Raw genomic sequence first — 20,793 nt, 5'->3', positions numbered from 1 at the left:
CGTCGCGCCCATGAGCACCGAGCGTGAGTTCGACATCGTCCTGTACGGAGCAAGCGGCTTCGTGGGCAAACTGACGGCCGAGTATCTGGCGAAAGCGGCCGGTGACGCGCGTATCGCGTTGGCCGGCCGGTCACCGGAGAAGCTGCTCGCGGTACGGGAGTCGTTAGGGGAGGCGGCGCAATCCTGGGAGCTGATTGCGGCCGACGCTTCACAGCCGTCCTCGCTAAACGCCATGGCAGCCCGGACGCAGGTCGTCGTGACAACCGTCGGGCCTTACCTGAAGTACGGGCTGCCGTTGGTGGCCGCGTGCGCTGCCGCGGGAACCGACTACGCCGACTTGACCGGTGAAGGCCTCTTCATCCGCGAATGCATCGACCTGTATCACAAGCAGGCGATCGACACCGGTGCTCGTATCGTCCACTCATGCGGATTCGACTCCATCCCTTCGGATCTCACCGTATTTGCACTGCACCGTAGCGCGGGACAGGACAACACGGGTCAGCTCACCGACACCAACCTGGTGGTGCGAACTTTCGCAGGAGGAGTGTCAGGCGGAACGGTCGCATCGATGCTGGAGTTGATGCGTGCGGCCTCGACCGACCACGAGGCCAGGCGTGTGATGAACGATCCCTACACCTTGACGCCCGATCGTGCCGCCGAACCGGAACTCGGCGGCCAGCCGGACCTGCGCTGGCGTCGTGGCGGTGATATTGCCCGTGAGCTCGAGGGCTACTGGGTCGGGCCCTTCGTGATGGCCGCCGCGAACACGCGAATTGTGCGCCGCAGCAATGCATTATTGGATTACGCCTACGGTCGGCGGTTCGAGTATGCCGAGCAGATGAGTATGGGCCGCTCCGTTGCCGCGCCACTGACGGCCGCGGTGAGCGCAGGGGTGAACAAGGTGACGATGGCCATGGGGAGCCGCTACTTCAACCGGCTGCCGGGCAAGCTCGTCGAGCGCATCGTCCCGAAGCCGGGCACTGGGCCCAGTGAACGCACGCGCGAACGCGGCCATTACACCGTGGAGACGTACACCACCACAACAACCGGCGCCCGCTACCGGGCGACCATGTCGCAGAAGGGCGACCCGGGATACAAGGCCACGGCGGTCTTGCTGGGGGAGTCCGCGCTGGGGCTGGCGTTCGACCGTGACCGGCTCTCTGATCTGCGCGGTGTCCTCACACCGGCGGCGGCGATGGGCGATGTGTTGATGGACCGATTGCCCGCAGCCGAAGTGTTTTTGGAGACAACGCGACTGGCCTGAAGCGCTGAACGCCTGTGCGCCAAGATCGGTTGAACTAGTTTGGACTGGTTAAGGCAACGTCACACAGTGCATATCCCAGCAATGAAGGTGGGCAGGTAATGGCTGGTCTCGACGATCTCTACGCACAAATTCCGGTACAGGACATCGCGTCCAAGATCGGCGCCGATGAAGGCGAAGTGAACAAAGCAATTCGCACCCTGGTGCCCGCATTGGTCGGCGGTCTGGCCGAGAACGTCCAGGCCAACCAGATCGACTCCAGCGACCTCGAGTCCGCCGTGGCCGAGCAGGGCGCGAGCGGTCTGCTCGACGGCGGCGTCAGCGTCGACCAGGTCGATGAGAAGCAAGGCGACCAGTTCGTCGCGAAGATCTTCGGCGGCAACGACAGCGGGGCCGTGGCTTCAGCGTTGGCGGGTCAGGGCGCAGGCGGCGGCAACTTGATCAAGCAACTGCTGCCGATCCTGGCGCCGATCGTGCTGGCCTACATCGGCAAGCAACTGACCAAGGGCTCGGCGCCGGCCGAGACTCAGGCGGCGCCGGCCGGCGGCGGGGGCCTCGGTGACATCCTTGGCAGCATTCTGGGTGGTGCCGGTGGAGCCGGTGGCGGTGGCAACAACCCGCTGGGCAGCATCCTGGGTAGCGTGCTTGGCGGTGGCGGCGGTGGTCAGAGCAACCCGATCGGAGAGATTCTCGGCGGCCTGCTCGGCGGCAAGAAGTAACTTCCTCTGGACGAGGACCCCCGGCGCGGCCTGGGGACGGACGAAACCGCACCGATGTCGCGGCGTGCTGGGCCCTTTTACGCCTGCTCGCGTCCCGCGTGGGCTCAGCCCGTCCAGTGTTTCTAGACTTGCGGGGTGACCGACAGCTCCCGCCCCGGCCTTGATGCCCTGCCCAAATCCTGGGATCCCGGCGCGGTCGAGAGCGACCTCTACGAGGGTTGGGTCGACGCCGGCTATTTCCAGGCCGATGCCTCCAGCGAGAAGCCCCCGTACTCGATCGTCCTGCCGCCTCCGAACGTGACCGGCAGTCTGCACATGGGCCATGCCCTCGATCACACGTTGATGGACGCGCTGACGCGGCGCAAGCGCATGCAGGGCTTCGAGGTGTTGTGGCTGCCCGGGATGGACCACGCCGGCATCGCCACCCAGAGCGTCGTCGAGAAGCAGCTCGCCGTCGACGGCAAGACCAAGGAAGACTTCGGTCGCGAACTGTTCGTCGACAAGGTGTGGGACTGGAAACGCGACTCCGGTGGCACCATCGCGGTGCAGATGCGGCGGCTCGGCGACGGCGTCGACTGGAGCCGAGACCGGTTCACCATGGACGACGGCCTGTCCCGTGCGGTGCGCACCATCTTCAAGAGGCTGTTCGACGCCGGGTTGATCTACCGCGCCGAGCGGCTGGTGAACTGGTCGCCGGTCCTTGAGACCGCCGTGTCGGACCTGGAGGTCAAGTACGAGGACGTCGAAGGCGAGCTGGTGTCGTTCCGTTACGGCTCGTTGCGCGACGACGAGCCGCACATCGTGGTAGCCACCACCCGGGTCGAGACGATGCTGGGCGACACGGCGATCGCGGTGCACCCCGACGACGAGCGCTATCGCGATCTGGTCGGCAAAACCCTGCCGCACCCGTTCGTCGACCGCGAGATGATCATCGTCGCCGACGAGCACGTCGACCCCGAGTTCGGCACAGGCGCAGTCAAAGTCACCCCTGCCCACGATCCGAACGACTTCGAGATCGGCATGCGTCATCAGTTGCCGATGCCGACGATGATGGACACCAAGGGCCGGATCGCCGACACCGGAACCGAATTCGACGGCCTGGACCGCTTCGATGCGCGCGTCAAGGTCCGCGAAGCGCTGGCGGAACAAGGGCGCGTTGTCGCCGAGAAGCGGCCGTACCTGCACAGCGTCGGTCACTCCGAGCGCAGCGGCGAGCCCATCGAACCGCGGCTGTCGTTGCAGTGGTGGGTCAAGGTCGAATCGCTGGCGGCCGCCGCGGGCGACGCTGTGCGTGAGCACCGGACCGTGATTCACCCACCGAGTCTTGAGCCGCGCTGGTTCGCGTGGGTCGACAACATGCACGACTGGTGCATCTCACGTCAGCTCTGGTGGGGCCATCGGATCCCGATATGGCACGGCCCCGACGGCGACATGATGTGCGTCGGTCCCGACGAAACCCCGCCTGCGGGCTGGGAGCAGGACCCCGACGTCCTGGACACGTGGTTCTCCTCGGCGCTGTGGCCGTTCTCGACCATGGGCTGGCCCGAACACACACAAGAGCTGGAGAAGTTCTACCCCACAACGGTTCTGGTCACCGGCTACGACATCCTGTTCTTCTGGGTGGCGCGGATGATGATGTTCGGCACCTTCGTCGCCGACGATCCCGCCATCACGAGCGAGGGGCGCCGCGGACCGCAGGTGCCTTTCGAGAACGTCTTCCTGCACGGGCTGATCCGCGACGAGTTCGGCCGCAAGATGAGTAAGTCGCGCGGCAACGGCATCGATCCCCTCGACTGGGTCGACAAGTTCGGTGCCGACGCGCTTCGCTTCACCCTTGCCCGCGGCGCGAGCCCCGGCGGCGACCTGTCCATCGGCGAGGACCACGCTCGTGCGTCGCGCAACTTCGCCACCAAGCTGTTCAACGCAACCCGTTTCGCGTTGATGAACGGCGCTGCACCCGCGGCGTTGCCCGAAGCCGGGCAGCTGACCGACGCCGATCGGTGGATTCTCGGGCGGCTGGAAGAGGTTCGCACCGAGGTCGATTCGGCGTTGGACAGCTACGAGTTCAGCCGTGCGTGCGAGTCGCTGTACCACTTCGCCTGGGACGAGTTCTGCGACTGGTACGTCGAGCTGGCCAAGGTGCAGCTCGCGGACGGCGAGACTCACACGACGGCGGTGCTTGCCTCGGTGCTCGACTCGCTGCTCAAGCTGCTGCATCCAGTGATGCCATTCGTCACCGAGGTGCTGTGGAAGACGTTGACCGGCGGCGAGTCGCTGGTCATCGCCGACTGGCCGCAGCCCTCCGGCTTCGCTGTCGATTCGGTTGCGACACAGCGCATCATCGATATGCAGAAGCTGATCACCGAGATTCGGCGGTTCCGCAGCGATCAGGGCCTCAACGATCGGCAGCGGGTGCCCGCGCGGCTGTCCGACGTGGCGAAGGCAGACCTAGCGGCGCAGCTTCCCGCCATCACCGCGCTGGCCTGGCTGACTGCGGCCCAGGACGGCTTCACCCCGTCGGCCGCGGTCGAGGTGAGGCTGTCGCAAGCCACGGTGGTGGTGGAGTTGGACACCTCGTCCACCGTCGACGTCGCTGCTGAACGGCGCAGACTCGAAAAGGATCTGGCCGCCGCGCAGAAGGAACTGTCGGGTACTGAAGGCAAGCTCGGCAACGACGCGTTCCTGGCCAAGGCGCCCGCCGACGTGGTCGACAAGATCCGCAATCGCCAGCAGGTGGCCCGAGAAGAGGTCGACCGGATCACGGCCCGCCTCGCCGGGATGAAATGACCGATCCCACCCCCGACGAGATCGCGTCGCTGCTCCAGGTTGAGCATCTGCTCGATCAGCGTTGGCCGGAAACAAAGCTCGAACCCAGCACGACCCGCATCTCTGCGTTGATGGAACTTCTCGGCTCACCGCAGCGGGGCTACCCGTCGATCCACATCGCGGGAACGAATGGCAAGACGTCGGTGGCCCGCATGGTTGATGCGCTGCTGACCGCGTTCAGCCGTCGCACCGGCCGCACCACCAGCCCGCATCTGCAGTCCGCGGTCGAGCGCATATCGATCGACGGACTGCCGATCAGTCCGGCGAAATACGTGGAGACCTATCGCGAGATCGAACCGTTCGTGCACCTCGTCGACCAGCAATCCGAAGCGGCAGGCGGTCCGGCAATGAGCAAGTTCGAGGTCGTCACCGGGATGGCGTTCGCCGCGTTCGCCGACGCACCGGTCGACGTGGCAGTCGTCGAGGTCGGTCTCGGCGGGCGCTGGGACGCCACCAATGTCATCGATGCGCCCGTGGCGGTCATCACCCCGATCGGGGTGGACCACGCCGACTATCTGGGCGACACCATCGCCGAGATCGCCGGTGAGAAGGCCGGTGTCATCAAGAAGCAGGAGGACGAGCTCGTGCCTTCGGGCGCAGATCTGAGCACCGTCGCGGTGATCGGCCGTCAGTTGCCCGAAGCGATGGAGGTTCTGCTCGCACAGGCGGTGAGTGCCGACGCCGCCGTGGCACGCGAAGATTCGGAATTCGCGGTGCTCGACAGGCAGACCGCCATCGGCGGACAGTTGCTCGAATTGCAGGGCCTCGGCGGGACGTATAGCGAAATCTTCCTACCTCTGCACGGTGAACATCAGGCGCACAACGCGGTGGTGGCACTGGCCGCCGTAGAGGCGTTCTTCGGGGCGGGGGCGCAGCGGCAGCTGGATATCGACACGGTGCGGGCAGGCTTCGCCGCTGTCACCAGTCCCGGTCGGTTAGAGCGGCTGCGCAGTGCCCCAACGGTTTTCATCGACGCCGCACACAATCCGGCCGGGGCTGCCGCATTGGCGCAGGCGCTGGGATCCGAATTCGACTTCCGGTTTCTCGTCGGCGTCGTCTCGGTGATGGCTGACAAGGACATCGACGGTATCCTCGCCGCGTTGGAACCGGTGTTCGACCAGATCGTGGTGACCCACAACGGTTCGCCTAGAGCGTTGGACGTCGAGACGCTGGCGATCCGCGCGGAGGAGCGCTTCGGCCAGGAGCGGGTGATCACCGCGCAGACGCTGCCCGACGCGATCGAGACGGCAACCGCGCTCGTCGAAGAAGCCGGTACCGAGGGTGAGGGTCTCGGGGGCTTCGGCGGGGTGGGCATGGTGATCACCGGTTCGGTCGTCACCGCAGGCGCGGCGCGCACGCTGTTCGGCAGGGAACCCGAATGACCGAGCAACCACAAGGCCAGCCCGACCCGTGGAAGAGCTTTCGCGGCGTGATGGCAGGCACCCTGATCCTGGAGGCGATCGTCGTGCTGCTCGCGCTGCCGGTGGTGGCGCGGATCGGCGGCGGCCTGTCGGCGGCCAGCGGCGGATATCTGGTCGGGCTCGCCCTGGTGCTGGTGATGTTCGCCGGAATCCAGGGCCGGTCCTGGGCCATCTGGGCCAACCTGACGCTGCAGGTGGTGGTGATCGCCGGCGTCGTCGTCCACGGCGCCATCGGTTTCATCGGGCTGGTTTTCCTCGGAGTTTGGCTGTTCATCGCCTATCTGCGATTCGAGGTCCTGCGCCGCCAGAAGCGCGGGCTCCTGCCCGGCCAACAGGGGCCACCCGAGACGAGCCAGTAGGCTGTCGCCGTGACTGAACCGACCGAGCGGACCCTCGTATTGATCAAGCCCGACGGCGTCCAGCGGCGTCTGATCGGAGAGATTCTCGGCCGGATCGAACGCAAAGGCCTGACTGTCGCGGCGCTGCAGTTGCAGGACGTCAACGACGAACTGGCTCGCAAGCACTACGCGGAGCACGACGGCAAGCCCTTTTTCGGGTCGTTGCTGGAGTTCATCACCTCCGGGCCCGTCGTCGCGGCCATCGTGGAAGGCCCGCGGGCCATCGCGGCGTTTCGCCAGATCGCCGGCGGAACCGACCCCGTGGAGAAGGCTGCGCCCGGCACGATCCGCGGCGATTTCGCGCTGATCACCCAGGACAACCTGGTGCATGGCTCGGATTCGCCGGAGTCCGCCGCCCGCGAAATCGACCTCTGGTTCCCCGGCGCGTAGACACCGCAAATGACCAAGCTCGGCCAGCTTGGTCAGGTGGCGCGGCGTGATGTGGGATACTGGGCGCGGGTAGCCGGCTCCTTAACCAAGGGGGGCGGATGCCCGAATGAAGACTTAGACGTGCGCGACCATCGCCACGCGCGGTGCGGCGCAGACCGTCCAGCCATCATTCAGACCGGCACCGAAACAGTTCCAACCAGGGGATTGCTCGGGGCGAGACCATAACAAGCTCGGGCGAAGTGAACCCGAGTCAATAGCGGAAGCCCTCGCGTGGCCGCGTCAAACAGGACGCGCCCGGGGGCTAAAGGAGACTACGTGGCCGACGATGCCTACACAGAAGCCCAATCAGAAGAGACACCGCCCGCCCAGGACGGTCAGCCCGACACGCTGAACGTCCAGGCGCTGGCTGAGCAGCCTGATGAGCCCGACCCTGGTATCGGCGCGCAGGCGGTGTCCGCTGAAGTGACCGAGGCTGAGTCCGCTGAAGTCGAGCCGGAGATTTCGGCGCCCGACGTCGACGGGGACGAGCCCGAATCCCGACTGATACTCGAGACCGCCCAGGACGCCCCGGAGCGTGCCCACTATCAGCCGCTGTTCATGGCGCCTCAGCCGATCCGGGTCCAGTACGACGCGGACGACGATGACGATGACGACGACGACGGCGACGCCGAGGACGCCGGGTCGGATTCCGACGATGAGCAGCCCGACAAGCCGTCCGCCCGACGTCGGCGCCGTGGACGCCGTGGGCGTGGGCGAGGTCGCGGGGAGCAGAACGGCGACGACTCGGACGAAAGCGATTCCGGTGACGATTCGGACGACTCGGACGATTCCGAGGACTCCGACGACGACAACGGTGATGACGACGGTGCGGGCGGTGACGGCACCACGCGTCGCCGTCGGCGTCGGCGACGCCGCAAGTCGGGCTCCGGCGATGACGGCGAGAGTGGATCCACAGATGATCCGCCGAACACCGTGGTCCACGAGCGCGAGCCGCGCAAGTCCGGTCGGGGAGACAAATCTTCCAAGTCCGGTGACGGCGAAATCCAGGGCATCAACGGATCGACACGGTTGGAGGCCAAGCGGCAGCGCCGTCGTGACGGCCGTGACGCCGGCCGTCGCCGTCCGCCGATCCTGAGCGAGGCCGAGTTCCTCGCCCGGCGTGAGGCCGTCGAGCGGATGATGGTGGTTCGCGACAAGGTCCGCACCGAGCCGCCGCACGAGGGCGCGCGCTACACCCAGATCGCCGTGCTCGAAGACGGCGTCGTGGTAGAGCATTTCGTGACGTCGGCGGCACAGACGTCGCTGGTCGGCAACATCTATCTGGGAATCGTGCAGAACGTGCTGCCATCGATGGAGGCTGCCTTCGTCGACATCGGCCGCGGTCGCAACGGTGTGCTGTACGCGGGCGAAGTGAACTGGGAGGCAGCCGGTCTCGGCGGAGCGGCCCGCAAGATTGAACAAGCCCTCAAGCCCGGTGACTACGTCGTCGTCCAGGTCAGCAAGGATCCGGTAGGACACAAGGGCGCCCGGCTGACCACACAGGTCTCGCTGGCCGGCCGGTATCTCGTCTACGTACCGGGCGCGTCGTCGACGGGAATCAGCCGCAAGCTGCCTGATACCGAACGGCAGCGGCTCAAGGAGATCCTCCGCGAGGTCGTACCCGCCGAGGCGGGTGTGATCATCCGCACCGCGTCGGAGGGCGTCAAGGAAGACGACATCCGCACCGACGTCAATCGGCTGCAGGAACGCTGGACACAGATCGAGTCCAAGGCCATCGAGACCAAGAAAAAGGCCGCCGGCGCCGCCATCGCGCTCTACGAAGAGCCCGACGTGCTGGTGAAGGTCATCCGAGACCTGTTCAACGAGGACTTCACCGGTCTCATCGTGTCCGGTGACGAGGCGTGGAACACCATCAACGAATATGTGAATTCGGTTGCGCCTGAGCTTGTTCCACGCATGAGCAAATACGACACCGCCGCAGCTGACGGTCCGGACGTGTTCGCGGTGCACCGCATCGACGAGCAGCTGACCAAAGCCATGGATCGCAAGGTATGGCTGCCGTCCGGTGGCACGTTGGTCATCGATCGCACCGAGGCCATGACCGTGGTCGACGTAAACACCGGCAAGTTCACCGGTTCGGGTGGAAACCTGGAGCAGACCGTCACTCGCAACAACCTCGAGGCCGCGGAGGAGATCGTTCGCCAGCTGAGGTTGCGCGATATCGGCGGCATCATCGTCATCGATTTCATCGACATGGTTCTGGAGTCCAACCGAGACCTGGTGCTGCGTCGCCTGACCGAAGCGCTCGCGCGCGACCGCACCCGTCATCAGGTCTCCGAGGTGACATCGCTGGGGCTCGTGCAGCTGACGCGAAAGAAGTTGGGTACCGGGCTGATCGAGGCCTTCTCGACGACATGTCCGGATTGCGGTGGCAGGGGCATATTGCTGCACGGTGATCCCGTGGACTCCGGGGCGACTGCCGGGCGCAAATCGGAGACGGGTGGCCGTCGCGGCAAGCGCGGCAAGCGTGGAGGCAAGGCCGAGTCCGAGGATGTCGCCCTCGCCAAGGTGCCCCCGCATCCTGCGGGCGAGCATCCGATGTTCAAGGCCATGGCGGCGGCGAACGGTCGCCCCGAGGACGACGACGATGAGAATGAGGACGAGTCGGAGACCGCGCCCGAGGAAGTCGCCGAGGTCGACACGGACACCATTCGCGAAGCCGTCGCCGAGACCGCCGACGAGGATTTCGAGGACTCGGAGGACGAAGACGAGTCCGATGAGGACGACATCGACCTCGAGGACGATGACGACGATGAAGACGATGACGACATCGAGGTCATCGGCTCCGACGACGACTCCGACGATGACGACGACTCCGACGATGACGACGACTCGGATGATGACGACGACTCGGATGATGACGACGATGACGACTCCGATGATGACGATGATGAGTCGGACGATGACGACGACTCCGATGACGATGATGACGACTCCGACGAGGAAGACTTCGACGAACCTGAACCTGCTCAGGCGGTCAATCCGGCCGGTCGGCATCGACGGCGTGCCGCCGCCAGGCCAGCTGGACCGCCGATCAACGAGGACTGAGCGGTGGGGTTCTCCGACGACGAAACGGCGTACCTCCGAACGCAGCCAGTCGCGCGACTGGCCACCGTCAACGCCGATGGCGGACCAGACGTTGTTCCCGTCGCCTTCGAGGTCGAAGATTCGGCCATCTGGGTGGGCGGCATCGGTGCGCAGGTCCTGAAGACCCGCAAGTTCCGCAATATCGGCGCGGGCCGCGCGGAGGTTTCCCTGGTGGTCGACGACGTGGTGTCGATGCAGCCGTTCATCGCCAGGTCAGTGCGCGTTTATGGGATCGCCGAACCGCCGGTCGAACGGGTGGGGGTGATGGGTCCGGGCCTCTACAGCCGGATCACCCCGCGAGTCTCGTGGAGCTGGAATCTGGCAGGTGAGCCCGCCGGTGAGCAGTGGTATCCGGCCAGACGTACGGTGCATTAGGCGTGACCTGCGGTGATTTGACCCTCGGCGCGCGACTCAAGTAATCTTGAGCAGTTGTCGCCAGGCTTGAAGGCCGGCGGCCCGGAAAGACCAGTAAGACCCGGAAACCCAGACATGCGCAGCTTCCAGTAGCGCGCGCCCAGAGACGACAAGAAGAAGGACCGATGGCAGCCGAGAAAGCCACGTACGCAATCGTCAAGACCGGTGGCAAGCAGTACAAGGTCGCGGTTGGAGACGTGGTCAAGGTCGAAAAGCTCGACTCCGAGCCCGGCGCGAAGGTGTCGCTGCCCGTGGCCCTGGTGGTCGACGGCGCGAAGGTCACCAGCGACGTCAAGGCGCTGGAGAAGGTCGCCGTCACCGGCGAGATCCTCGAGCACACCAAGGGCCCCAAGATCCGCATTCACAAGTTCAAGAACAAGACCGGCTATCACAAGCGGCAGGGCCACCGTCAGCAGCTGACGGTCCTCAAGGTCACCGGAATCAAGTAGCAGGAGGCGAACAGATGGCACACAAGAAGGGCGCTTCCAGCTCACGTAACGGTCGCGATTCGAACGCTCAGCGGCTGGGCGTCAAGCGCTTCGGCGGCCAGATCGTCAAGGCAGGCGAGATCATCGTCCGCCAGCGCGGTACCCACTTCCACCCCGGTGTGAACGTCGGCCGCGGCGGCGACGACACGCTGTTCGCCACGGCACCCGGTGCCGTCACCTTCGGCAGCAAGCGCGGCCGCAAGACGGTCAGCGTCGTGCGACCGGCGGTCTCTCAGGAGGCCTAGTACTCGCTCCTTGATGTCGAAATCGACGTTTTGCAGCTGGGTACTCGCGGTTTCTCTGCAAACGTAGTTTTCGGCACGGACAAAGGACGGAGTAGCGCACATGCCCCGGTTCGTCGACCGCGTCTTGATTCACGCGAAGGCGGGCAACGGTGGTCACGGCTGCGCCTCGGTCCATCGCGAAAAGTTCAAACCCCTCGGGGGTCCCGACGGCGGCAACGGCGGGCGCGGCGGAAGCGTCGTGCTGGTCGTCGATCCGCAGGTGCACACCCTGCTCGATTTCCACTTTCATCCCCATGTCGACGCTCCGTCTGGCAAGCAGGGCATGGGCGGCAACCGTGACGGGGCCGCAGGCGCCGACCTAGAGGTCAGGGTGCCCGATGGCACCGTCGTCCTCGATGAGAAGGGCCGACTGCTCGCCGACCTGGTCGGTGCCGGGACGCGCTTCGATGCGGCGGCGGGCGGTCGCGGCGGGCTCGGCAATGCCGCGCTGGCGTCACGAGCGCGTAGGGCGCCGGGGTTCGCGCTGCTCGGCGAGAAGGGGCAGATTCGCGATCTCACCCTGGAACTGAAGACGGTCGCCGACATCGGCCTCGTCGGATTCCCGTCCGCTGGGAAGTCGTCGCTGGTCTCGGCCATTTCTGCGGCGAAGCCCAAGATCGCCGACTATCCGTTCACCACGCTGACGCCCAATCTGGGGGTGGTGTCGGCGGGGGAGCACACCTTCACCGTCGCCGACGTCCCCGGCCTGATCCCCGGCGCCTCCGAAGGACGTGGACTCGGACTGGAATTCCTGAGGCATATCGAGCGATGCGCGGTGCTGGTGCACGTCGTCGACTGCGCGACGTTGGAACCCGGCCGCGATCCGGTTTCCGATATCGAGGCGCTTGAGGCCGAGCTGGCTGCGTACACCCCGACGCTGCAGGGTGATACGACGTTGGGCGACCTGGCGTCGCGGCCGCGGGCCGTTGTGCTCAACAAAATCGACGTGCCGGACGCGCGCGAGCTCGCCGACTTCGTGCGCGAGGAGGTCAGCCGTCGCTTCGGTTGGCCGGTTTTCGAAGTGTCAACGGTGTCGCGAGAGGGTTTGCGGCCGTTGACGTTTGCACTGTGGGACATGGTGTCTGCTTATCGGGAGTCGCAACCGGCCGTTGTGCCCCGCAGGCCGGTGATCCGGCCTGTCCCGGTGAACGAAAGTGGATTCACCGTCGAATCGGACGGAGACGGCGGCTTCATCGTGCGCGGCGCGCGTCCCGAACGCTGGATAGCTCAAACGGATTTCACCAACGACGAGGCCGTCGGCTACCTGGGCGACCGGCTGGCTCGCCTCGGTGTCGAAGACGAATTGCTGCGCCTCGGCGCCAAACCCGGATGCGCGGTCACCATCGGCGACATGACGTTCGATTGGGAACCGCAAACCCCGGCAGGCGTCGACCTGCCGCTGTCCGGGCGCGGGACCGACGTGCGGCTCGAGCAGACGGATCGGCCGCGGGCCCCAGAGCGAAAGGCCGCCCGTCGCGAGCGACGCCGCCCCGGCGGTGAGTCGTGACCCACCGGGAGGCCATCCGGACGGCACGCCGCATCGTCGTCAAGGTGGGCACCACCGCGCTGACCACACCGTCCGGCGTTTTCGACGTCGGCAGGTTGGCGACCTTGGCCGAGGCCATCGAGGCCCGCATGAAGGCGGGTTCGGACGTGGTGATCGTGTCGTCGGGCGCGATCGCCGCGGGCATCGAACCGCTGCGGCTGTCCAAGCGGCCCGCCGATCTGGCCACCAAACAGGCTGCGGCCAGCGTCGGACAGGTGGCGCTGGTGAATGCGTGGAACACCGCGTTCGCCCGCTACGAGCGCACCGTCGGTCAGGTGCTGCTGACCGCACATGACATCTCGATGCGGGCACAGCACACCAATGCGCAGCGCACGCTGGACCGGCTGAGAGTGCTCCACGCGGTCGCGATCGTCAACGAGAACGACACCGTCGCCACCAATGAGATCCGCTTCGGCGATAATGACCGGCTCTCCGCCCTGGTCGCCCATCTTGTCGGGGCCGATGCGCTGGTGCTGCTGTCGGATGTCGACGGTCTCTACGACTCTGATCCGCGCAAGGTCAACGCGCGCTTGATTTCTGAAGTATCCGGACCGGCCGACCTCGACGGGGTCGTCGCAGGGCGCGGCAGTCACCTGGGTACCGGAGGGATGGCGTCGAAGTTGTCGTCGGCGCTGCTGGCAGCGGACGCGGGCGTGCCGGTGCTACTGGCCGCGGCGAGCGACGCCGCCACCGCGCTCGTCGACGCATCGGTGGGCACCGTATTTGCGCCGCGCCCCGAACGCATGTCGGCGCGGAGGTTCTGGGTTCGTTACGCCGCGGAGGCATCCGGGGCGATCACGCTTGACGACGGTGCGGTGCGCGCTGTTGTCCGCCAGCGGCGGTCGCTGCTGCCGGCCGGCATCACCGCCGTATCGGGCCGCTTCTACGGCGGCGATGTCGTCGAACTGCGATCGCAGGACGCGACGATGGTGGCGCGCGGCGTGGTGGCCTACGACCACGCGGAACTGGCCACCATGTTGGGCCGGTCGACGTCGGACCTGCCGGCCGAGATGCGCCGGCCCGTAGTGCACGCCGACGATCTGGTCGCCGTCTAGCGTTGCGATTTGTGGAGTCGTAGCCGCGCTGACCGCGGTGTGGTGTCTCGGGACATCGCTGACACTTATGTCGCGGGACATCGCTGACACCTGAGTAGGGCCGCGACCACGATGGTTCATGGCCCAGAAGGTGACGGCGATGGACATTCGGATGGCGGCGGCTACGACTCCACAAATCACTGGTGGAGGCGGTCCTGGAGCTTGGCGAGCATCGACTTGATCTGCTCGGCACGCTCGTCCGCGTCCTCCATGACGTCGTCCTCGGCGGGAGTCACGCTCACACCGTGGGCCTCCGCCGTCGCCTCGAAGCATGCCCGCACGGCGGGGTCCGCCAGGATGACCGCGGCAAGCATGCCCGGCGTCAACTCGCGGGAGCGCAACATGCCGCGGTAGTGCACCTCGGCGGGTATGCGGATGTCCATCGCGCCACCCTCGAGCTGCTGCTTCGCCGCTGCCAGTAGCAGCGTCAGCGCCGCCCGGGATATCGCCCCGATCACGTGTCTGCGGAACGGGAACCACGGCAACGGCAGCTTGTCGATCTGACTGTCCAGACCGCCGGTGAACATGTACTCGATCAGGCTGCGGGTGCGGATCTCTTCCACATCGGCCCACTTGACATCGTCGCCGTCGAATTCCACCGCATCTTCGCTGATCGCAACGCCGCCGAAGTAGTTGAGCCTGCGGAGCAACCCGCCCAGCTTGCGTGGCGTCAGCGAGTGATTCGCGATCATGTCACCGACGCCAAGCGCCCATCGGCCGGAGACGGGGCCGGGCTCGGGTCGATGGCTGTTCAGGACGGACTGCAGCCAGGAGGCGTCGTCATCGTCTGTGGCTGTTGTCACCGATTCATTCCAGCCGAGCTTGCGGCCGCAGGTAGTTCGTCGGCCAGCAGTGCGAGCATCTCCGAGCAGCCGGTGTCGATCTTGACCGTCGCAAAGTCGTCGCCGCGAGTGCGTCCACGGTTGATGATCGCGACCGGGATGCCCAGCGCGGCCGCGTGCCGGACGAATCGGAAACCCGAATAGACCGTCAGTGACGAGCCGGCGACCAGCAGGGCATCCGCATTGTCGACAAGTGAATATGCCTGTTGGACACGATCTTTCGGCACATTCTCGCCGAAGTAGACGATGTCGGGCTTGAGCATGCCGCCGCAGCGCGGACAGTCGATGATCGCGAACGTCGCGGTGTCGTCGACGATCGCATCGGCATCCGGGGCCACGGCGATGCCGCCCACCGCCTCCGCGCGCTCGAGGAAGCCCGGATTCGCGCCTTCCAGAAGGTCGGCAAGCGCGGCGCGGGGCATCGTGAATCCGCAGTCGAGACAGATCACTTCTGCATACGTGCCGTGCAGGTTGACGACGGTGTTGCTGCCCGCCTTGGTGTGCAGGAGGTCGACGTTCTGGGTGATCAGTCCGGAGACGACGCCTCCGCGTTCCAGCGCCGCCAGTGCCCGATGCCCGGCGTTGGGCAACGTTTCGGCCATGTGCCGCCAGCCGACGTGATTACGCGCCCAGTACCGCTGCCGAAACTCAGGGTCGGAGGTGAATTGCCGAATGGTCATCGGGTTGCTCGGCGGTGAGTCCGGCCCGCGGTAGTCAGGAATCCCGGAATCCGTGGACATCCCGGCGCCCGTCAGCACGGCAACCCGACGACCCCGCAGCAGGGCTACGAGCTCAGGTGCGTCCACCCCGTCCAGGGTAGTTCAGCCGGCGGGCTGCTCCTGTTCGTCGTCGGCCGGGCGCTCAGCCGGCGCGTCTTCGTCCTCGTCGTCGTTTTCGTCGTCGTCGTCCACGAGGATCGTCTCGATCACCTCGACGTGCTTCTCGGCCGACGCCTCTTCGGACAGCGGAACCAAGACGGTGAGGATGCCGCGATCGTAGGTGGCGTTGATCTCGTCTTCCTCGGCGTCGGCGGGCAGCATGATCGTGCGCGCGAAGGATCCGTAGGAGAACTCCGAGCGCCCGTTCGTATCGTCCGACTGGCTCCGGTCGGCCTTGATCGTCAGCTGTCCGTCGCGGACGGTGACCTCGATGTCCTCGATCGGGTCGAGCCCGGGAAGTTCAGCGCGGACCAGGTAGAGGCCTTCGCGGGTCTCGTCCTCCATGCGGAGGAGATTGCTGTCGAAGAACGGACGCAGACCGGCGATCGACGGCAGAGTGGCGAACGTCGGAAAACCAGTTGAGAAGTTGTTGAAAAGCTCAGACAGCTCAGGAAGTAAGGGACGTGACTGACGTTGCACGGCAAGCTTATTCACGATTCCTCCAGGATGGCACGCGGTGACGGATACGAGCGAACGGTCGCCGACCTACAATGCGCGGCGCAGGGAAAATCGCCGAATCCGCTGTGGTGCGTGTGAGCGAACTGCAAGCCAACACAAGGTCGACGACGGCGTCAGCGCAGGCACTTCTCGGAGGGGACGAGCTCGGCGTGCATGTTCTTGTCCATCATGGTCAGCGCGGCATCGCCGAGCTCGGGATCGATGGTCGCCACACAATCGGGTGGGACGATGAACGAGAAGTGCCGCACATAGGCGTCGAGCGCGCTGTAAAGGATGCACTGTTCGGTGACCTGCCCGGTGATGATCAGTCGCTCGGTCGCCAGCCGGCGGAGTAGATACGCGAGTGAGCTGGCGTAGAACGCGCTGTGACGCACCTTGAGCACCCGCAAGCTGTCATCGCCGGGGGCGAGGGGTGAGACCAGATCTGAACGTTTCCCGTTCAGGGCGGCCCTGACGATGTCCTCGAAGTCCGCGGTGAAGTCGCCGTAGTTGTCGTTGACGTAGATGACGTCGACGTCGTCTCGGTCGCGAGCCCGTGAGATCAGGCGCGCCAACGGATCGACGATCCTGGCGACACTGGTCGCGAGCGCGTCAGCATCCTTGTGTTCATAGGTGTTCATCACGTCGATGACCAGCAGCGCAGTCTTACTCACGGTGAGTTGCATACCCCGATCCGATTTCGCGCAACAATGTGTCATGGACTTTTTCTCGGCGTATGGGCAGGGCTTCGTCCGCGTGGCCGCCTGTACTCACCGGACGGCCCTCGCCGACCCCGCCGCCAACGCGGGGTCGGTGCTGCGGATCGCGCGGGAGTGTCACGACGACAGCGTCGGGTTGGCGGTGTTCCCCGAACTGACGCTGTCGGGATATTCGATCGAGGACATCCTGCTGCAGGACACGCTGCTCGACGCGGTCGAGGACGCGCTGCGCGACGTCGTGGTGGCCTCCGAGGAGTTGCTGCCGGTTCTCGTCATCGGGGCGCCGCTGCGGTACGCGCACCGGATCTACAACACCGCCGTGGTCATCCACCGCGGCCGCGTGCTCGGCGTCGTGCCGAAGTCTTACCTGCCGACCTATCGCGAGTTCTATGAGCGACGCCAGATGGCGGCAGGCGATGTGGTGCGCGGGGCGATCCGGATGGGCGATTCGGACGTGCCATTCGGTCCCGATCTGCTGTTCACCGCGACCGACGTGCCCGGCTTCGTGTTGCACGTCGAGATCTGCGAGGACATGTTCGTGCCCGTGCCTCCGAGCGCAGAGGCCGCGCTCGCGGGCGCGACGGTGCTGATCAACCTGTCCGGCAGCCCGATCACGATCGGCCGCGCCGATGACCGTGCCCTGCTGGCTCGCTCCGCGTCGTCGCGCTGCCTCGCCGCGTATGTCTACGCGGCGGCCGGCGAAGGCGAATCCACCACGGATCTGGCCTGGGATGGCCAGACGATGGTGTGGGAGAACGGCCGTTGCCTCGCGCAGTCCGAGCGTTTCCCCAAGGGGGAGCGACGTTCGACTGCCGATGTCGACCTCGAACTGTTGCGCTCCGAGCGGCTGCGGATGGGCACCTTCGACGACAACCGCATCCATCACGGCATAACCCCCGAATCCTTCCGGCGCGTCGAGTTCGCGCTCGATCCGCCCGCCGGTGACATCGGACTGCTTCGCGAGGTGGAGCGCTTTCCCTTCGTTCCCGCGGATCCGACACGGCTGCAACAGGATTGCTATGAGGCCTACAGCATTCAGGTCGCCGGGCTCGAGCAGCGACTGCGCGCACTGGACTACCCGAAAGTAGTACTGGGAGTTTCGGGCGGACTCGACTCGACGCACGCGCTGATCGTCGCCGCCCACGCCATGGATCGAGAAGGCCGGCCCCGCAGCGACATTCTCGCGTTCACGCTGCCGGGATTCGCGACCGGCGATCGCACCAAGGCCAACGCCACCCGGCTGGCGGCCGCACTCGGAGTCACATTCGAAGAACTCGACATCAGATCCACGGCGGAACTGATGCTCAAGGAGATGGGCCACCCGTTCGCGCGCGGCGACAAGGTCTATGACGTCACCTTCGAGAACGTGCAGGCCGGCCTTCGCACCGACTACCTGTTCCGCCTGGCCAACCAGCGCGGCGGAATCGTCCTGGGCACCGGCGATCTCTCCGAACTCGCACTCGGCTGGTCCACCTACGGTGTCGGCGATCAGATGTCTCACTACAACGTCAACGGCGGCGTGCCCAAGACGTTGATCCAGCACCTGATCCGCTGGGTCGCCTCGTCACACCAGTTCGACGACACCGTCAACGAGCTGCTGCAGTCGGTGCTGGACACCGAGATCACCCCCGAATTGGTGCCCACCGGCGAGGACGAGGAGATCCAGAGCAGCGAGGCGAAGGTGGGGCCGTATGTGCTTCAGGACTTCTCGCTGTTCAGCGTGCTGCGGTACGGGTTCAGGCCGTCGAAGATCGCGTTCCTGGCGTGGCATGCCTGGAGCGACCCCGAGCGCGGCGACTGGCCGGCCGGTTTCCCGGAGGACAGACGCCCGGCTTACTCGCTCAAGGAGATTCGCCACTGGCTGCAGGTGTTCGCGCAACGGTACTACTCGTTCTCCCAGTTCAAGCGGTCGGCGATGCCCAACGGCCCGAAGGTGTCGCATGGCGGATCGTTGTCGCCGCGCGGCGACTGGCGGGCGCCGTCGGACATGTCGGCGCGCATCTGGCTGGACGAGATCGAACGCGAAATCCCGGAAGACTAGCGCTGATTCGCGAGGCGCCCGATGCCGGGGACGAACCGGCCGACGCTTGCGAGATAGTCGCGATAAGCGTCGCCGTGCGTGGACAGCAGGTAGGGCTCCTCGACGGTGCGGACCTGAAGTTCGATCGTGATGACGAGGATCGCGAAACCGGCCAGCGCCACCAGGTTCGGTGCCAGCAGCGCGATTCCGAGACCGAACGTCATCATCGCCGTGAAGATCGGGTTGCGGACCCATCCGAAGACGCCACTTCGCACCAATGTGGTCGTCTCGCTCTTGTCGACGCCGATCCGCCACGAGTCGCCCATGTCCAGTTGGGCGTAGACGGTGGTGGCGATACCGAGCACCGCGATGGCGGCGCCGGCGATCTGTATCCATGGCGTGTGCAGGAAGTCCAGCGGCGACACCACGCCGAGCAGCTGCAGAATCAGCCCAAAGACCGCCACACCCTCGGCCACGATGAACCCCACTCCGGCGAACCATTCGATGGACCCCGGGCGGCCGGAGATGCCGCGGAATCCGGTAGATCCGGTTCGGCGTCGCTGTTCCCAACTGCGCCAACCGAATCCGAGTACCGCGAACACTGCGAACAGTACGAGCGCGACGATGGGCATATCTGGTCCTTCCTGGATGTTTACGGGCAGCACGGGTCTCCACGCCATGCGTTGACGCCTTCGCGTACGGCGATCGCGGCGATGCCGAGCGCCGCGACAGGGTCGGCCCACGACCATCCGAGCAGGCTGTTGAGCAGCAGGCCGGCTAGCAGGATCGCGGACAGGTAGGTGCACAGCAGCGTCTGCTTGGAATCCGCGACGGCCGAACGGGATCCGAGTTCACGGCCGGCGCACCGTTGGGCCAGCGACAGCACTGGCATGATCGCGAGGCTGAGTGCCGCGAGCACGATGCCGACGGTCGACGGGCGCGCCTCACCTACGCCGGCCAAAGCGCGCACCGCGTCGACGGTGACGTAGGCCGCGAGTGCGAAGAACGAGAACGCGATGAAGCGCAGCGCCGTCTTCTCGCGGGTCTCGGGGTCGACGGCCGAAAACTGCCACGCGACGGCGGCCGCCGACGCGATCTCGACCACGGAATCGAGTCCGAAGCCGATGAGCGCCGACGACGACACTCTGGTGCCTTCGGCCAGCGCGACTACCGCCTCGACCACGTTGTAGGCGATGGTCGCGGCGACGAGCAGGCGGATGCGGCGGGTGAGGAGCGCTCGCCGCGTCGCGGGTGCGGCCGTCATCAGCAGCAGTTGTCGGTTTCGGCGGCGGGGCAGCAGGCCGGGTCGACGTCGAGCACCAAGCCGATCAGATCGTCGAGGGCGTGGGCGATGCGCGTGTCGGCCAGTTCGTACCGGCTGCGGCGGCCCTCGGGTTGGGCGACCACCAATCCGCAGCCCCGCAGGCAGGCGAGGTGATTGGACAGGATCTGGCGCGACACCCCGATCTTGTCGGCCAGGTCGGACGGGTAGCCCGGCCCCTCGCGCAGCGTCAGCAGGATCTCGGCTCGGGTGGAGTCGGACAGTGCGTATCCGAATCGTGAGAGCGCATCGATGCGAGTGGCCGTCTGCATGAGACAGATAGTACATAAATGGCTGTATTCAAAATAGACTGAACTAAGGCCGGTTGTGATTTCGGTGCGCAGACGACCGCTCAGCGACTTGTGGTGTCTCGGGACATCGCTGACACTTATGTCTCGGTACATCGCTGACACTCATGGTGCCGGTTTGGGTTCGCGGGTGCGGTAGGTACGGGTGTTTGTCTCGGCGCGTTGGTGGTATCGGGTGGGGTCGGCGGTGAATGCGCGGACGAGTCGGTTGCCGCTGAA

Annotated in this window: 20 protein-coding genes; 13 read left to right on the top strand and 7 right to left on the bottom strand. The window is 65.8% G+C overall.

The window, feature by feature from the left end; all coding sequences use genetic code 11:
* The first annotated feature begins 10 nt into the window (after positions 1-10).
* The 12 genes from CSQ99_RS19225 to proB all read left to right on the top strand — a co-directional run bounded on the left by CSQ99_RS19225 (position 11) and on the right by proB (position 13,949).
* The gene (locus CSQ99_RS19225; protein WP_099040609.1) at positions 11-1,264 is read left to right on the top strand and encodes a saccharopine dehydrogenase family protein; all 1,254 of its coding nucleotides are present in this window, start codon (positions 11-13) and stop codon (positions 1,262-1,264) included.
* A gap of 98 nt (positions 1,265-1,362) precedes the next feature.
* A complete protein-coding gene (locus CSQ99_RS19220) occupies positions 1,363-1,980 on the top strand; it encodes a DUF937 domain-containing protein (protein ID WP_099040608.1) in 618 nt (205 codons plus the stop codon).
* 135 nt (positions 1,981-2,115) lie between these two features.
* Positions 2,116-4,767, top strand: a complete 2,652-nt coding sequence (locus CSQ99_RS19215) for a valine--tRNA ligase (protein WP_099040607.1) — start codon at positions 2,116-2,118, stop codon at positions 4,765-4,767.
* The gene (folC, locus tag CSQ99_RS19210) at positions 4,764-6,188 is read left to right on the top strand and encodes a bifunctional tetrahydrofolate synthase/dihydrofolate synthase (RefSeq protein ID WP_099040606.1); all 1,425 of its coding nucleotides are present in this window, start codon (positions 4,764-4,766) and stop codon (positions 6,186-6,188) included. Before CSQ99_RS19215 ends, folC begins: the two co-directional genes overlap by 4 nt.
* Positions 6,185-6,586 (top strand): DUF4233 domain-containing protein, encoded by a 402-nt coding sequence (locus CSQ99_RS19205; RefSeq protein WP_099040605.1) that lies wholly within the window; start codon positions 6,185-6,187, stop codon positions 6,584-6,586. Before folC ends, CSQ99_RS19205 begins: the two co-directional genes overlap by 4 nt.
* A 9-nt stretch (positions 6,587-6,595) precedes the next feature.
* The gene (gene ndk, locus CSQ99_RS19200) at positions 6,596-7,015 is read left to right on the top strand and encodes a nucleoside-diphosphate kinase (protein WP_099040604.1); all 420 of its coding nucleotides are present in this window, start codon (positions 6,596-6,598) and stop codon (positions 7,013-7,015) included.
* 315 nt (positions 7,016-7,330) lie between these two features.
* A complete protein-coding gene (gene rne, locus CSQ99_RS19195) occupies positions 7,331-10,123 on the top strand; it encodes a ribonuclease E (RefSeq protein ID WP_099040603.1) in 2,793 nt (930 codons plus the stop codon).
* A 3-nt stretch (positions 10,124-10,126) separates the two neighbouring features.
* Positions 10,127-10,537, top strand: coding sequence for a PPOX class F420-dependent oxidoreductase (locus CSQ99_RS19190; protein WP_099040602.1), 411 nt, complete (start codon positions 10,127-10,129; stop codon positions 10,535-10,537).
* Between the two features lie 164 nt (positions 10,538-10,701).
* Entirely contained in the window at positions 10,702-11,025 is a 324-nt protein-coding gene (gene rplU, locus CSQ99_RS19185) for a 50S ribosomal protein L21 (RefSeq protein ID WP_099040601.1), read from the top strand.
* A 14-nt stretch (positions 11,026-11,039) separates the two neighbouring features.
* Positions 11,040-11,309, top strand: coding sequence for a 50S ribosomal protein L27 (gene rpmA, locus CSQ99_RS19180; protein WP_099040600.1), 270 nt, complete (start codon positions 11,040-11,042; stop codon positions 11,307-11,309).
* A 100-nt stretch (positions 11,310-11,409) separates the two neighbouring features.
* On the top strand, positions 11,410-12,855 hold the full coding sequence (gene obgE, locus CSQ99_RS19175; RefSeq protein ID WP_099040599.1) for a GTPase ObgE: 1,446 nt from the start codon (positions 11,410-11,412) through the stop codon (positions 12,853-12,855).
* Positions 12,852-13,949: a glutamate 5-kinase gene (gene proB, locus CSQ99_RS19170; protein ID WP_099040598.1), complete on the top strand. Its 1,098-nt coding sequence runs from the start codon at positions 12,852-12,854 to the stop codon at positions 13,947-13,949. The genes obgE and proB overlap by 4 nt, the downstream gene beginning before the upstream one ends.
* 176 nt (positions 13,950-14,125) lie before the next feature.
* Here proB and CSQ99_RS19165 read toward each other — a convergent pair whose 3' ends face one another.
* The 4 genes from CSQ99_RS19165 to CSQ99_RS19150 form a co-directional block, all read right to left on the bottom strand.
* On the bottom strand, positions 14,126-14,791 hold the full coding sequence (locus CSQ99_RS19165) for a hypothetical protein (protein ID WP_099040597.1): 666 nt from the start codon (positions 14,789-14,791) through the stop codon (positions 14,126-14,128).
* Positions 14,788-15,636, bottom strand: coding sequence for an NAD-dependent protein deacetylase (locus tag CSQ99_RS19160; protein WP_099040596.1), 849 nt, complete (start codon positions 15,634-15,636; stop codon positions 14,788-14,790). Before CSQ99_RS19160 ends, CSQ99_RS19165 begins: the two co-directional genes overlap by 4 nt.
* A gap of 15 nt (positions 15,637-15,651) precedes the next feature.
* Positions 15,652-16,203, bottom strand: a complete 552-nt coding sequence (locus CSQ99_RS19155; protein WP_425437836.1) for an Hsp20/alpha crystallin family protein — start codon at positions 16,201-16,203, stop codon at positions 15,652-15,654.
* A 137-nt stretch (positions 16,204-16,340) separates the two neighbouring features.
* Positions 16,341-16,880, bottom strand: coding sequence for a cysteine hydrolase family protein (locus CSQ99_RS19150; RefSeq protein ID WP_099040658.1), 540 nt, complete (start codon positions 16,878-16,880; stop codon positions 16,341-16,343).
* Between the two features lie 43 nt (positions 16,881-16,923).
* Here CSQ99_RS19150 and CSQ99_RS19145 point away from each other — a divergent pair, with 43 nt between their 5' ends.
* Positions 16,924-18,966: an NAD(+) synthase gene (locus CSQ99_RS19145; RefSeq protein ID WP_099040594.1), complete on the top strand. Its 2,043-nt coding sequence runs from the start codon at positions 16,924-16,926 to the stop codon at positions 18,964-18,966.
* Here CSQ99_RS19145 and CSQ99_RS19140 read toward each other — a convergent pair.
* The 3 genes from CSQ99_RS19140 to CSQ99_RS19130 are packed head-to-tail and all read right to left on the bottom strand — an operon-like array spanning position 18,963 to position 20,538.
* A complete protein-coding gene (locus CSQ99_RS19140) occupies positions 18,963-19,577 on the bottom strand; it encodes a methyltransferase family protein (protein WP_099040657.1) in 615 nt (204 codons plus the stop codon). The genes CSQ99_RS19145 and CSQ99_RS19140 overlap by 4 nt on opposite strands.
* 20 nt (positions 19,578-19,597) lie before the next feature.
* Positions 19,598-20,209, bottom strand: a complete 612-nt coding sequence (locus CSQ99_RS19135) for a cation efflux transmembrane domain-containing protein (RefSeq protein WP_099040593.1) — start codon at positions 20,207-20,209, stop codon at positions 19,598-19,600.
* Entirely contained in the window at positions 20,209-20,538 is a 330-nt protein-coding gene (locus CSQ99_RS19130) for an ArsR/SmtB family transcription factor (protein WP_099040592.1), read from the bottom strand. The genes CSQ99_RS19135 and CSQ99_RS19130 overlap by 1 nt, the downstream gene beginning before the upstream one ends.
* Between the last annotated feature and the right edge of the window lie 255 nt (positions 20,539-20,793).

The organism is Mycobacterium neglectum (assembly GCF_002591975.1).
GTDB classification, from domain to species: domain Bacteria; phylum Actinomycetota; class Actinomycetes; order Mycobacteriales; family Mycobacteriaceae; genus Mycobacterium; species Mycobacterium neglectum.
This window is presented reverse-complemented; position numbering and strand designations above follow the sequence as displayed.